Source organism: Aquibium pacificum, assembly GCF_040839445.1.
GTDB classification, from domain to species: domain Bacteria; phylum Pseudomonadota; class Alphaproteobacteria; order Rhizobiales; family Rhizobiaceae; genus Aquibium; species Aquibium pacificus.
Window position 1 is genome coordinate 34,764 of the sequence record NZ_JBDPGJ010000011.1, and the last position, 13,892, is coordinate 48,655.

Consider the following 13,892-nt stretch of genomic DNA (forward strand, 5'->3'; position numbering starts at 1 on the left):
CTCTCCCCCTGCCCGGGGGAGAGGAATCGCGGCTTTGACGATCGGCGTTTCCTCTCCCCCGTCGATCGGGGGAGAGGTGGCACGCGAAGCGTGACGGAGTGGGGGTCGACCTCATGCCGTCAGCCTAAACCGCCGCCCGCTGTTCCTTCAGCGCCCGCAGGATGCGTTCGGGCGTGATCGGCAGGGTATCGACGCGCACGCCGACCGCGTCGAAGATGGCGTTGGCGACGGCGGGGATCTGGGGGTTGGCGCACATCTCGCCGGGGCCTTTGGCGCCGTAGGGGCCGTCGGCGGAGGGGCGTTCCAGCACGATGATCTCGGTCTCGGCGAGGTCGCCGGGGCCGGGCATCAGGTACTGGTTGAAGTCGGTGCCGCCATGGTCGCGCGCGGGATAATAGGGCTCCGTGGTCTCGTAGAGCGCATGCGAAATGCCCATCCAGGAGCCGCCGACGAGCTGCTGCTCCACCATCTTCGGGTTCAGCGCCCGGCCGATCTCGAACACGTTCTTCACCGTCAGCACCGTGACTTCACCGGTCTCGTCATCGACGTCGACCTCCGCCACCGTGCAGGCGTGCGCGTAGCAGGTCGACGGCTTCATCGCGCCGGTCTCGGTCTCGGGATAGGAGCGCGGGATCAAAAACATGCCGCGGCCGGAGATCGAGCGGCCGTGGCGGAAATGGGCGGCGAGCGCGGTGTCGAAGATCGAGATCGACTTCTGCGGCGCGCCCCTGACGTGGATGCCGCCGGCGCCGTCGAGTTCGAGGTCGGACGCGTCGACCTCCAGTTCCTCGGCCGCGACCTCCAGCATCACCTGCCGCGCTTCCGTGGCGGCCTGGATCACGGCGTTGCCGATGCGGTGCGTGCCGCGCGAGGCGAAGGTGCCCATGCAGTGCGGGCCGGTGTCGGTGTCGGCGGTGTCGATGGTCACCTGTTCGGCCGAGACGCCGATTGTCTCGGCGCAGATCTGCGCCATCACCTGCTTCAGCCCCTGGCCGAGATCGACCGAGGAGAGCGTCACCATGAAGTTGCCGGTCGGCGTCGAATGTACCAGCGCCTGGCTGGGATCGCCGCCGAGGTTCATGCCGGTCGGATAGTTGACCGCCGCCACGCCACGGCCGCGCCGGATCGCCATGTCACTTCTCCCCGTAGGACGACATCTGCAGGTATTTTTCGGCGACCGGCCAGTTCGCCGTCTTCGATGCTTCCTGCATGCATTCGATCAGCGCCGCGCCTTCCGTCGGCTGGCGATGCGCCTTCATGTCGCCGTCGCGGTAGGCGTTGACGAAGCGGAATTCGAGCGGGTCCATGCCGATCAGCCGCGCCAGCTTGTCCATCTGAACCTCCAGCGCGAAATCGGCGATCGTAACGCCGAAGCCGCGCATGGCGGAGGAGGGGGTGCGGTTGGTGTAGACGCAATAGGTGTCGATCCACACGTTCGGCACGGTGTAGGGGCCGGGATAGTGGGCAGCGCCCTTCTGCGCGCCGTAGGGCGAGTGGCGCGAATAGGCGCCGGCGTCCGTGTAGCCGGTGACTTTTCGCGCCAGGAGGCGGCCGTCGTTGGTGATGCCGTCCTTGATGACGATCTTCTCGGCGGCGCGGGCGGAGGAGACCTGCATTTCCTCCTCGCGCGAATAGACGAAGGAGACCGGCTTTCCCGTCAGCTTCGAGGCGAGGATGGCGATCGGCTCGACCGTCACGTCCACCTTGCCGCCGAAGCCGCCGCCCACCGTGCCGCCGACGAAATGCAGCTTGTGGCCGGGCATCTGGAGGATGATGGAGGTGTTGTCGAGCGTGAAGAACATCGCCTGCGTGTTGGTATGGCAGGTGAAGCGGTCGTTCCCCTCCGGCACCACGATGCAGCCGGTCGTCTCGGTCGGCGCGTGCTCGATCGGCGAGGACCAGTAGGTCTGTTCGAGGATGTGGTCGGCCTCAGCAAAGCCCTTCCCGACGTCGCCGTAGCGCACCTTGCGGTGGCTGCCGCTGTCGTAGGTGTAGTAGTTGTTGCCGTGGTACTCGTTGACCAGCGGTGCGCCGGGCGCCAGCGCCTCGTCGATGTCGAAGACGGCGGGCAGCACCTCGTAGTCTATCCTGACCTTGGCGGCCGCTTCATTGGCGGCGCGCTCGCTGTCGGCCAGCACCGCGACCACGGCCTCGCCCTTCCAGCGCACCTTGTCGGCGGCGAGCACCTGCTCGTCCTCCGGGCCGATCTGGATCAGGATCAGGATCGTGTAGACGTTGTGCGGCACGTCCTTGTGCGTCAGCACCTTCGCCACGCCGGGATGCTTCTCCGCCTCGGACGTGTCGATGGAACGGATGCGGGCGTGGTGATGAGGGCTGCGGACCATCTTCAGGTGAAGCGTGCCGGGGAAGGAGCGGTCCGCGAAGTAGGCGGTCTTGCCGGTGACGTGGCCGGGCACGTCGGAGCGCTGCAGGCCCTGGCCGAGCTGCTTCAGGTCGTCCTGCCGCTGATCGGCAAAATAGTCCTTGGCGAGGCGGATCATCGGCGGTTCCTCATGCGGCACATGCGAATTGGCGCGGGCGGCCGACAGCACGGCCTGGATGATCGGCTCGTAGCCGGTGCAGCGGCAGATGTTGCCAGAGATCGCCTCGACCACGTCCTCGCGGCTGGGGTTGGGGTTTTCGTCGAGCAAGGCCTTCGCCGCCATCAGCATGCCGGGCGTGCAGAAGCCGCATTGCGCCGCGAACCCGTCGAGGAAGGCGCGCTGCAACGGGTGCATGACGCCGTCCTGCGACAGGCCGGCCGCGGTCGAGACGTCGCGGCCTTCGCAGGTCTCGGCAAGCGTGAGGCAGGACAAGACCAGTTCGCCTTCGACCAGCACTGAGCAGGCGCCGCAGGTGCCCTGGTGGCAGCCGCCCTTGGGCGAGGTGTCGCCGAGACGCTCGCGCAGGGCCTTGAGCAGCGTCGCGCCGCTCTCGACGAACTCGGCCCGCTCCTCGCCGTTGAGCGTGAACTGGACCGGAACCTTCTTTGCCATTCGTCTCCTCCCTTGCGAAACGGCTCGGTGGATATCGCGTCAGGCGAGCATGAGCCGCCGGAAATGCACGGGCAGCACCTCGCCGCGATACCAGGCGCTGGCGACGGCATCGGTGAATGGCGCGGTGCCCTCGCCGATGGCCGCGACGGCGCCTGCAATGCCTTCCTCCGTGAGCGCCTTGCCGGCGAGCGCCTTCTCCGCCGCGGTCGCGCGCATCGGTCGGTCGCCCATGCAGCCGAGCGCGATGCGGGCGGCACCCACCGCGCCATCCGTCGCCTTCTCGATGACCGCCGCGATCGAAAGCACCGAGATGCCCTTCGGCTTGACGCGCGAGACCTTTGCGAAGCGGAAGGCGTCGGCAGCGGGGAGCCGGAAGCGGACCGACGTGACGATGCCCTCGAACGAGTCGCGGCCGGCAAGGAACTCCTCGATGGGCAATTCGCGGCCGCCGGCATGAATCGCCGCGCCGAGCGCGAGCAGCGCCAAGGAAAAATCGCCGTAGGGCGCTGGAGCAAAGAGATTGCCGCCGATGGTCGCCATGTTTCGCACTGCAGGCCCGCCGACCGCGCGGGCGGCCTTGGCGATGGTCGATAGTTCCGGGTGGCGGGCGACCTCGGCCATGGTGACGGAAGCGCCAAGCGTCGCCATGCCGTCGGCGACAGCGATCTCGCGCAGGCTCCGGTCGGTCGCACGCACGAAGGTGTCGAAAGATAGATCGCCCTCGTTGGCGGCGCGGACGACGAGGGTTCCGCCGCCCATGTAGCGCGCCGCACCCGCCGATAGCGCGGACTGCGCTTCGCCGACGGTCGGGAACGTCTGGAGCGAGAGCGGCATCGAATGCCTCCTCAGGCTTTGGCGAAATGGCTTTTCAGCGCGTCGAAGCCGCCCTGGAATACGTTCTGGCCCATACCCTTGGCGATGGTTTCCCCTTCGCCTTCCGGCGCGTCGAAGCTGGAGGTCCAGACGGCATAGGTCCTGTCTCCGTCGGTCACCCGTTCGAGCTTCAGGGTCGCCGTGTGGTTCGAGATCGGCGCGGGGTGCTCGATGATCGAATAGGTCACGAGATGGTCGTCGTCGGAAAAGGCGAGCAGCTTCTCCCGGATCGTCGCGCCGCTGCCGACCTTGAAGTTGCGCACGCAGCCGATGTCGGTCGCCGGCTTGCCGCCCTCGATATGACTCTCGACCATCCGCGGGTGCCAGTCGGGCAGGCCGTTGAAGTCGCGGATACGGTCCCAGACCTTCTCGACGGGCGCGTCGATGACGCTGGAGATCGTGACGGACGGCATGGCGGCTCCTCGCGCGGTTCAGGGAGCCTCACTCTAGGCGGACCGCGCCGCTCCGCTTATCAATGCGTCTTGGCGGCTTATCGAAGAGTATGAAAAACCGTTACGCCGCCACGCGCGCGGCCTCCCGGTAGAGCGTCGGAGGCACGCCGGCGTGGTCGCGGAAGAAGCGGGTGAAGTTGCCCTGCGTGGTGAAGCCGAGATGGCAGGCGAGGTCCGTCAGCGATTCCTCGGAACTCTGCAGCTGGCGCAGGGCCTCCTCCATGCGCAGCGTGTTCCAGTAGACGTTCGGCGTCAGGTTTGTCTCGCGCTTGAACAGCGCGAAGAAATGCGGACGAGAGAGTCCGACAGCGCGCGCGAGTTCGTCCAGGCACACGCGGGCGGCGAGGTTGGCGCGCATCAGCGCGACCGCCTTGCGTACACGGAAGTCGAGATGCCGGTGGCGCGCGGCCTGATCCCACCCTGGCGCCCGCCCGGGCCTCGACGCTTCGACCAGGCAGTCGATCAGCCGCTCCATCTCGCCAGCCGTCAGATCGAACCGCTCCTCGCCGTCCGCAAGCTGCCGGAAGAAGCCCAGAGCGATCGAACGCAGTTCGCTGTCAAGCGGAATGGCCGGATGGCGGAAGATCGGCGCGCCGTGGGGCAGGCCGAGGCGTTCGGCCACCCAGGCCGGCTCGATGTAAAGCGCGAGGAAGAGGCCGGGCTCGCCGCCCGGGAAGCTGTGGCTGTGCGGCTCGAATGAGTTGATGCCGACCGCGGTCCTAGGTCCGAGCACAACGCTCCGGGTGCCGACTTGAATGCGCCCAGGTTCGCCGTCGAGCCAGATGATGATGTGGCTTTCGGCATGGGCATGTGTCACCAGATCGCTGGCCGCATTCAGGAACGAGAAATGCCCGAACCTGCCCCGGTAGAGCCTGATCGCGGTCATGTTTTCCTCCCACGAGCCCTTGCCGGGCTCTTGGCCGAAGTTTGGTCCGACCAGTTTCCGGCGTCAAGGCGGCGCGTAGCCGGAGGCTTGCCGGATCGGAGGAAAGAACTGACATGATTGACGTACCTCAGGAGACGCACGATATTCGGCCACTCTGGAGTGGTTTGTGATGCGGCCGACAGTCAATGACATCGCCAGGGCCGCGGGGGTGAGCCTCGCCACGGTCGACCGTGTTCTCAACGCCCGCCCGGGCGTTACCGAGAAGACGGTCCAGCGCGTCAATGCCGCCATCGACCAGCTCGGCTATGTGCGCGACGTCACCGCGGCGAATCTCGCCCGGCAGCGTCGGTACCGGCTTACCTTCGTCCTGCCCGAGGCGCCGGAACTGTTCGTGGCGACATTGCGCGATGCGCTCGCCGAAGCCGGGAGGAGTTCGGCTGCGGACCGGACGGAAATCCGCACGCTGTCGTTTCCCGCCGGCAATCCCCACGCGCTGGTGCGTACGTTGCGCACCCTCAATTCTGCCAACACCGACGGCGTCGCGATCTTCGCGCCGGAGACGCCGCATGTGCGCGACGCCATCTTGCGCCTCAAGAGCGACGGCGTTCCCATCGTGGCACTCGTTTCCGACCTTCCGAACACCGAGCGCGACCATTTCGTCGGCATCGACAACATTGCCGGAGGGCGCACGGCAGCCTTCCTGATGGGCAAATTCCATGGAAAACGCGGCGGATCGGTGATGGTGCTCGTCAGTTCCATGCAGGCGCGCGACAACGTCGAGCGGCGGCTCGGCTTCGACCAGGTAATGGCCGAGAGCTTCCCCGAGATCGAAGTTCTGCCGTCGCTGGAGAACCACGATGACGAGGACATCACCGCCCGGGTCGTCTCCGAAGTGCTCGATGCGCGCCCAGACCTGACGGGGGTCTATTCGGTCGGCCATGGCAGCCGCGCCCTCGTCGAGGTTCTGCGCGCCCATCACCGCGCCCGGCAGTTGACGATCGTCGCACACGAACTGACGAGCGTGACGCGCGAAGCCCTGCGAAGCGGCGATATCGATGCCGTGGTCAGCCAGGATGTCGGCCATATCGTGAGGAGCGCGCTGCGTATCCTGCGGGCGAAGATCGACGGCGTCGGGATCGTTCCGGGGCAGGAGCGCATACGCATCGAGATCGTCGTCCGCGAGAATCTTTCCTGACCGAATTCCCGGCCCGCACGGGAGGAGAATGTTCCCCTGCGGAAACGTGATTGACATGAGGTACGTACCTCATCTAGTCTCCCTGTCGTAGGCGTTGCGTTTGCACCCACTCGGGAGGATCCATCATGAAACGTGCCCATCTGGCGGCAGTCGCTGCCATCTCGATTACGGCCGCGCTCTCCGCGAATTCCGCGCAGGCCGAAGACCTCACCCTCTGCTGGGCCTCCTGGGACCCGGCGAATGCCCTGGTCGAACTGTCTAAGGACTTCGAGGCGCAGTCCGGCCACAAGATGAGCTTCGAGTTCGTGCCGTGGCCGAATTTCGCCGACCGCATGCTCAATGAATTGAATTCGGGCGGACAGCTCTGCGACCTGATGATCGGCGACAGCCAGTGGATCGGCGGCGCCGCCGAGAACGGCTGGTACGTCAAGCTGAACGACTTCTTCGATGCCAACGGCATCAAGATGGACGATTTCATCGATGCGACCGTGACCGGATACGCCGAATGGCCAAAGAACACGCCGAACTACTGGGCGCTGCCCGCCTTTGGCGACGTTGTCGGCTGGACCTACCGCAAGGACTGGTTCGAGCGCCCCGAAATCCAGACCGCCTTCAAGGAGAAGTACGGCCGCGACCTCGCGGTGCCCAAGACCTTCGCCGAGCTCAAGGACATCGCCGAGTTCTTCCAGAAGCGCGAGATCGACGGCAAGACCGTCTACGGCGCCTCGATCTACACCGAGCGTGGCTCGGAAGGCATCACGATGGGCGCGATGGACGTGCTCTACTCGTTTGGCTTCAAGTACGAGAACCCCGACAAGCCCTACGATATGGAAGGCTACGTCAACGGTCCGGGGGCCGTCGCAGGGCTCGAATACTATAAGGCGCTCTATGATTGCTGCGTCGCGCCGGGCACGTCCAACACCTACATGTCCGAGGGCATCGACGCCTTCAAATCGGGCCAGGTGGCGCTGCAGATGAACTTCGCTTTCACCTGGCCGGGCTTCGAGACCGACATGGACGTCGGCCGTGGCAAGACCGGCTATTTCGCCAACCCGGCGGGGCCTGACGGCGACCAGTTCGCCCAGCTCGGCGGGCAGGGGATATCGGTCGTCGCCGCCTCGACCAAGCAGGACGCGGCGCTGGAGTACATCAAGTGGTTCGCCCAGCCCGACGTGCAGGCCAAGTGGTGGTCGATGGGCGGCTTCTCTTGCCTGAAGGCGGTGACGCTCGCGCCCGACTTCCCGCAGAGCCAGCCCTATGCTCAGACCTTCCTCGACTCCATGGCGATCGTGAAGGACTTCTGGGCCGAGCCGTCCTATGCCACACTCCTGCAGGACACGCAGAAGCGCTTCCACGACTACGTGGTGGCCGGGCAGGGCACCGCCCAGGAAGCGCTCGACGGCCTCGTGGCGGACTGGACCGAGACCTTCGAGGATGAAGGCAAGCTCTGACAGGACGACCTGAGTTCAGGTCCTGAGGACACCGTCGGGTCCGCGCGCGGACCCGACGGCCCGGGCAGAGAGACGAACATGACCCACAGTCCAATCGAGCGCGTCGCCTTCGCCACTCCGCCAGCCATTGCCTCGCGCGCACGCGGACTGTCGGACCGGGCGCTGGCCTGGATCTTCGTGACCCCGACGATTGCGCTGCTTCTGGCGATCAACATCTTCCCGCTGGTCTGGACCATCCGGCTGAGCCTGACCAACTACCGGGCCAACCGCGCCGGTGCCGAGCTCGAATGGGTCGGCATCCGCAATTACACACGCATCCTTACCGATGGCGACATCTGGCTGTCGATGCAGGCGACGGCGCACTTCCTGATCTGGACCATCGTGCTGCAGGTGGCGCTCGGCTTCGCGCTCGCCTGGCTGATCAATCGCAAGTTCAAGGGCAACGACCTGTGGACCACGATCATCGTGCTGCCGATGATGCTGTCGCCCGCCGTGGTGGGGAACTTCTGGACCTTCCTCTACCAGCCGCAGATCGGCCTGTTCAACTACGTGGTCTCCTTCTTCACCGGCATCGATCCGTCGTCCTTCTCGATGATCGGCGACGTCTCGCTGGCGCCCTGGTCGATCGTCATTGTCGACACCTGGATGTGGACACCGTTCGTGATGCTGATCTGCCTGGCAGGACTGCGCTCAATACCCGACTACATCTACGAAGCCGCGGCCATCGACCGCGCCTCACCCTGGCGACAGTTCTGGACCATCACCGTGCCCATGGTGCTGCCGTTCCTGATGCTGGCCGTGCTCTTCCGCGGCATCGAGAACTTCAAGATGTTCGACATGGTGACGCTGCTCACCGGCGGGGGGCCGGGGTCGACCACCGAACTCACCTCGATCAATCTGAAGCGCGAGGCCTTCGAGAAGTGGCGGACAGGCTACTCGTCGGCCTACGCCATCATCCTCTTCGTGACCGTCTTCGGCCTCGCCTCGATCTATGTGAAGGCGCTGAACAAGGTGAAGCAGCGATGAGCGGATATTCCATCACGGAGGCGTCTGCGCGGCAGAAGTGGATCGCGGGCCTGCTCGTGGCTGCCTACACCGTCGTGACGCTGGTCCCGCTGTTCTGGATCGTCGCCACCGGCTTCAAGTCGCCCAGCGACGCCATCGCCTACCCGCCGAAGGTGATCTTCACGCCGACGCTCGAGGGCTACGTCAATCTCTTTACCACGCGCACGCGCATGAACCCGGACCAGCTCGAGGCGCTGGGACCGCCCCAGACCTGGTACGACGGCATCGTGCGCCAGTACGACATGGTGATCTCGGGGCCGTCCCGGTTCGGCGAGCGGTTCCTGAACTCGGTCATCATCGGCTTCGGTTCGACGTTCCTGTCGATCTTCCTCGGCACGCTCGCAGCCTACGCCTTTTCCCGCTTCAAGGTGCCGCTGAAGGATGACCTTTTGTTCTTCATCCTCTCCACGAGGATGATGCCGCCGATCGCGGTGGCGATCCCGATCTTCCTGATGTTCCGCACGCTGGGGCTGTCCGACACCCATCTCGGCATGATCCTGCTCTACACCGCGGTGAACATCTCGCTCGCGGTCTGGCTGCTGAAGGGCTTCATCGACGAGATCCCGCGCGAATACGAAGAGGCGGCGCTGATCGACGGCTATTCGCGGTTCCAGGCGTTCTACAAGGTCGTGCTGCCGCAGGCGGCAACCGGCATCGCCTCGACCGCCATCTTCTGCCTGATCTTCTCGTGGAACGAATACGCCTTCGCGGTGCTGCTCACCTCGGGCACGGCTCAGACCGCGCCCCCCTTCATCCCGACGATCATCGGCATCGGCAAGGACTGGCCCGCGGTCGCCGCCGGCACCACCCTGTTCCTGATCCCGGTGATGGTGTTCACCATCCTGCTGCGAAAGCACCTGCTGCGCGGCATCACCTTCGGGGCGGTGCGCAAATGAGACAGCCATTCTCCTCCGCCGACACGCTGACGAAGGCGGAACGCGACGCCGAAAACACCGTGCCGCGGCCCGATGCCGCTTCGGCAAACGAGCGGCCGAAGGCGCGCTATCGCATTCACCCGGCACAGCGGATTCTTGTCCGTGGACCATGGGAAATGGCGGCGTCGATCACGATCGGCGTCGGCGTGGTGATGCTTATGCAGCCCTTTTTCATGTGGGCCTATTCCTGGTCCTTCCTTGTCACGCTGGTGGGCACGGTGATGTTCATCATCGTCAGCCACTTCCCGGAGTAGCCCGATGGCGCAGATCGTCATCCGCAACCTGCGCAAGGAATTCGGCGATTTCGTCGCGGTGCGGGAATCCGACTTCACCATCGAGGACGGCGAGTTCTTCATGCTGCTCGGCCCCTCGGGCTGCGGCAAGACGACGACCCTGCGCATGATCGCGGGGCTCGAACTGCCGACCTCGGGGCAGATCCTGCTGGACGGCAAGGATGTCGCGCAGGTGCCGGCGAGCGCCCGCGACATCGCCTTCGTGTTCCAGATGTTCGCGCTCTATCCGCACATGAACGTGCGGCGAAACATCTCTTATCCACTGGTGAGCCAGGGCATGCCGCGCGCCGAGGTCCGCCGCCGCGTGGGCGAGGTGGCCGGCATCCTCGGCATCGAGGACATCCTCGATCGGCCGGTCGGGGGCCTGTCGTCCGGCGACCGCCAGCGCGTAGCGCTCGGCCGCGCGATCGTGCGCGAGCCCAAGGCCTTCCTGATGGACGAGCCCCTTGGCGCGCTCGACGCGGAGTTCCGCGAACGCATGGCCGAGGAACTGCGCGCCCTGCACGACCGCATGGGCGCGACCACCGTCTACGTCACCCACGACCAGCTGGAAGCCATGCAGATGGGCGACAAGATCGTCGTCATGAACCGCGGCGTGGTCGAGCAGTGGGGCACGCCGCAGGACATCTATGATTTCCCCGCCACCATGTTCGTGGCCGACTTCATCGGCTCGCCGCCCATGAACTTCCTCCGCTTCGACGAACAAGTCGCGGCGGGCGCCCGGACGGTGCGGCTCTCGGGTGTCGAGGTTCCGGTGCCGCAGGCCCTGGAGGCGACGAGCGGCGCGCGGGCGGCGCTCGGCGTACGGCCCGAACACGTCCGGCTGAGTGACGACGGCGCCTACCGGGGCGATGTGATTGCGGTGGAATATCTCGGCACCACCCAGATCGTCACCCTTGACACGCCGAACGGAGACCTCAAGGCGCGCATCGCATCCTCGGATCCCGTCAAGGTGGGAGAGCGGGTCGGCCTCTCCTTCGTGACGCAGACGCTGTCGCTGTTCGATGCCGAGACCGGCCGCGCGCTCGCGCTGGAACGCGAGCCGGTACGCGGGCGCGAGGTCAGGGAGACAACCCATGGCTGAGGTCGTTCTCACGTCCGTCTCCAAGCGGTTCGGCGATACGGTAGCGGTCGACGGCATGGATCTCTCGGTTCCCGACGGCGCATTCGTCGTGCTGCTCGGTCCGACGGGTGCCGGCAAGACGACCACGCTGCGCCTCATCGCGGGGCTGGAACAACCGGACGCGGGCGACATCCTGATCGACGGGCGCAGCGTGCTGGCGGACAGCCCGGCGCAGCGCAACGTGGCGATGGTCTTCCAGCAGTATTCGCTCTACCCGCACCTGACGGTGCGCCAGAACCTCGAGTTTCCGCTCAAGTCGCCGATCCTGAACACGCCGCCAGCACAGATCGCCCGCCGTGTCGCCGAGGTGGCCGAGGTGCTGCAGATCTCCCACAAGCTCGACAACAAGGCGACCGCGCTTTCCGGCGGCGAAATGCAGCGCGTCTCGATCGGCCGCGCGCTGGTGCGCAAGCCGCAGGTTTTCCTGATGGACGAACCGCTGAGCTCGCTCGACGCCAAGCTGCGCGCCGACCTGCGCGTGGAACTGAAGCGCATCCAGTCCGACCTCGGCTCGACGCTCGTCTACGTCACACACGACCAGATCGAGGCGATGACCATGGCAACGCATGTCGGCGTGCTCGATGCCGGCCGGCTGGTCCAGTTCGGCACGCCGCGCGAGATTTACGAGAATCCGGTCAGCGTCTACGTGGCGACCAGGCTCGGCCAGCCGCGCATCAACACGCTTCCCGCGGGATTGTTCGGACCGGCGCCGGCGGGTGCGCAATGGATCGGGCTGAGGCCCGAGCACATCCGGGAAGGCGAGGGGCGGCAGGCCCGCGTGACGCGGGTCGAGCATCTCGGCGACCAGACGCGGCTTCACCTTGCCATCGAGGGCCATCCGCTGGTCACGCTCGCCGATCCGCATACGCCGCTCCGAAGCGGCGATGTGATCTCGCTGAGGCCGCAGGAACCGCTCTACTTCGACGCCCATGGCGACCGTGTCATCTGAGGAGGGATGCATGACGCAGTTCATCAACAGCAAGGAAGCCCTGGTCGTCGAGGCGATCGACGGTCTCCTGCGCGGCTCTGGAGGCCGGCTTGCCCGGCTCGACGGCTATCCGCACATCAAGGTCGTGCTGCGCACCGACTGGGACAGGTCGAAAGTGGCGATCGTGTCGGGCGGCGGCTCCGGCCACGAGCCCGCCCATGCCGGCTTCGTCGGGCAGGGGATGCTGACGGCGGCGGTCTGCGGCGACGTCTTCGCCTCGCCGTCGGTCGACGCGGTGCTCGCCGCCATCCTGAGCGTCACGGGCAAGGCGGGCTGCCTGCTGATCGTGAAGAACTACACCGGAGACCGGCTCAATTTCGGCCTCGCGGCGGAGCGCGCCCGCGCCTTCGGGCTCGCGGTGAACATGGTGATCGTCGATGACGACGTGGCGCTGCCCGACCTGCCGCAGGCGCGCGGCGTGGCCGGCACGCTGTTCGTGCACAAGATCGCGGGCGCTCTGGCCGAGGCCGGCGAGAACCTGGAGGCCGTGACGGCCGCCGCGAAACGCGTCATCGACGGCGTCGTCTCGATCGGCATGTCGCTCGACACCTGCACCATCCCCGGTTCGCCGAAGGACGAGCGCATTCGGCCGGGGCACGCAGAACTCGGCCTTGGCATCCATGGCGAGGCCGGCGCGGAGCAGGTGAGCTTCAAGGATGCCCGGCAGGCGATGGAGGCCGTCATCGGCCGGCTGGCGCCGCGCATGAAGCCCGGTCCGCACGTGGCGCTCCTGAACAATCTCGGCGGCGCGACGCATCTGGAAATGTCGGTGCTGGCCGAGGAACTGGCGCGCTCGTCCATTGCAGGACAGATCCGCTGGATCATCGGACCGGCGGCGATGATGACCTCGCTCGACATGCAGGGATTTTCGCTTTCCATGCTGCCGCTGTCGAAGGAAGCCGAGACGGCGCTGCTTGCACCCGTGGTGCCGTGGGCATGGCCGGGGCTCTCGTCGTTCGGCCGGGTGGAGATCCTGCCGTTGCCGGACGGGCTGACGCCGATCCAGCCGATGCCGTCGGCCAACGCGGCCAAGCGGGAGCTCATCAAGACGTGCTGCGACATCCTGATCGCCGCCGAGGCGGACCTGAACGCGCTCGACGCGCGCGCCGGCGACGGCGACACGGGCTCAACACTCGCCACGGCCGCGCGCGCGCTGGTCGCCGCGCTCGACCGGCTGCCGCTGGCCGACCTGACCCAGCTCTATCGGGCGGTGGGCATGGAACTCAGCCAGACCATGGGCGGTTCCTCGGGCGTGCTGCTCGCGATCTTCTTCACCGCCGCTGGCGACGCCTCCGCCGGCGGCAAGGACTGGATCTCCGCGCTCGCCGCCGGGCTCGACCGGATACGCCAGGTGGGCGGCGCCGGCCCCGGCGACCGTACCATGGTGGACGCGCTGATGCCGGCGCTGGCGGCACTGCCCGAGGGGCTCGGCGCGGCGGCCGTGGCGGCCCGAAAGGGCGCCGACGCGACGGGGTCGATGAAGAAGGCGAAGGCCGGCCGTGCCAGCTACATTTCGCAGGACCGCCTCGCAGGCATCAATGATCCGGGAGCCGAGGCGGTCGCGCGCCTGTTCGAGCGGCTGCACAAGGCACGGCACGTCGGCGAGGCCGCCGAGTAGGGCAGGGACCGCAGACG

The 13,892-nt window shown here is 66.5% G+C and carries 13 protein-coding genes and 1 pseudogene; 8 read left to right on the plus strand and 6 right to left on the minus strand.

From position 1 onward, the window contains the following. Positions 1-124: 124 nt before the first annotated feature. From ABGN05_RS28985 to ABGN05_RS29010, 6 genes and pseudogenes are all read right to left on the minus strand, one after another. Positions 125-1,132 carry a xanthine dehydrogenase family protein molybdopterin-binding subunit gene (locus ABGN05_RS28985; RefSeq protein ID WP_367957523.1) on the minus strand — a complete coding sequence of 336 codons (1,008 nt, stop codon included), beginning with the start codon at positions 1,130-1,132 and terminating at the stop codon, positions 125-127. 1 nt (position 1,133) lies between these two features. Further along, complete coding sequence (locus ABGN05_RS28990; RefSeq protein WP_367957601.1) at positions 1,134-2,498, minus strand: xanthine dehydrogenase family protein molybdopterin-binding subunit; 1,365 nt, start codon at positions 2,496-2,498, stop codon at positions 1,134-1,136. A gap of 63 nt (positions 2,499-2,561) precedes the next feature. Next, positions 2,562-2,996: pseudogene (locus ABGN05_RS28995) on the minus strand ((2Fe-2S)-binding protein); the annotation flags it as partial. Between the two features lie 39 nt (positions 2,997-3,035). Beyond that, entirely contained in the window at positions 3,036-3,830 is a 795-nt protein-coding gene (locus ABGN05_RS29000) for an FAD binding domain-containing protein (RefSeq protein WP_367957524.1), read from the minus strand. An 11-nt stretch (positions 3,831-3,841) separates the two neighbouring features. Continuing rightward, a complete protein-coding gene (locus ABGN05_RS29005; protein ID WP_367957525.1) occupies positions 3,842-4,282 on the minus strand; it encodes an SRPBCC family protein in 441 nt (146 codons plus the stop codon). A gap of 100 nt (positions 4,283-4,382) precedes the next feature. Continuing rightward, the gene (locus ABGN05_RS29010; RefSeq protein ID WP_367957526.1) at positions 4,383-5,207 is read right to left on the minus strand and encodes an AraC family transcriptional regulator; all 825 of its coding nucleotides are present in this window, start codon (positions 5,205-5,207) and stop codon (positions 4,383-4,385) included. A 169-nt stretch (positions 5,208-5,376) separates the two neighbouring features. Between ABGN05_RS29010 and ABGN05_RS29015 the strand changes: the two genes are divergently transcribed. From ABGN05_RS29015 to ABGN05_RS29050, 8 genes are all read left to right on the plus strand, one after another. Next, a complete protein-coding gene (locus tag ABGN05_RS29015) occupies positions 5,377-6,402 on the plus strand; it encodes a LacI family DNA-binding transcriptional regulator (protein WP_367957527.1) in 1,026 nt (341 codons plus the stop codon). 125 nt (positions 6,403-6,527) lie between these two features. Further along, positions 6,528-7,853, plus strand: a complete 1,326-nt coding sequence (locus ABGN05_RS29020; protein WP_367957528.1) for an ABC transporter substrate-binding protein — start codon at positions 6,528-6,530, stop codon at positions 7,851-7,853. 78 nt (positions 7,854-7,931) lie between these two features. Next, entirely contained in the window at positions 7,932-8,879 is a 948-nt protein-coding gene (locus ABGN05_RS29025; protein ID WP_367957529.1) for a carbohydrate ABC transporter permease, read from the plus strand. Next, complete coding sequence (locus tag ABGN05_RS29030) at positions 8,876-9,814, plus strand: carbohydrate ABC transporter permease (RefSeq protein WP_367957530.1); 939 nt, start codon at positions 8,876-8,878, stop codon at positions 9,812-9,814. The genes ABGN05_RS29025 and ABGN05_RS29030 overlap by 4 nt, the downstream gene beginning before the upstream one ends. Beyond that, positions 9,811-10,107: a hypothetical protein gene (locus ABGN05_RS29035; RefSeq protein WP_367957607.1), complete on the plus strand. Its 297-nt coding sequence runs from the start codon at positions 9,811-9,813 to the stop codon at positions 10,105-10,107. Before ABGN05_RS29030 ends, ABGN05_RS29035 begins: the two co-directional genes overlap by 4 nt. A gap of 4 nt (positions 10,108-10,111) precedes the next feature. Further along, positions 10,112-11,230, plus strand: coding sequence for an ABC transporter ATP-binding protein (locus tag ABGN05_RS29040; protein ID WP_367957531.1), 1,119 nt, complete (start codon positions 10,112-10,114; stop codon positions 11,228-11,230). After that, positions 11,223-12,218: an ABC transporter ATP-binding protein gene (locus ABGN05_RS29045; RefSeq protein ID WP_367957532.1), complete on the plus strand. Its 996-nt coding sequence runs from the start codon at positions 11,223-11,225 to the stop codon at positions 12,216-12,218. The genes ABGN05_RS29040 and ABGN05_RS29045 overlap by 8 nt, the downstream gene beginning before the upstream one ends. A gap of 10 nt (positions 12,219-12,228) precedes the next feature. Next, complete coding sequence (locus tag ABGN05_RS29050; protein WP_367957533.1) at positions 12,229-13,875, plus strand: dihydroxyacetone kinase subunit DhaK; 1,647 nt, start codon at positions 12,229-12,231, stop codon at positions 13,873-13,875. The last annotated feature ends 17 nt before the right edge of the window (positions 13,876-13,892 follow it).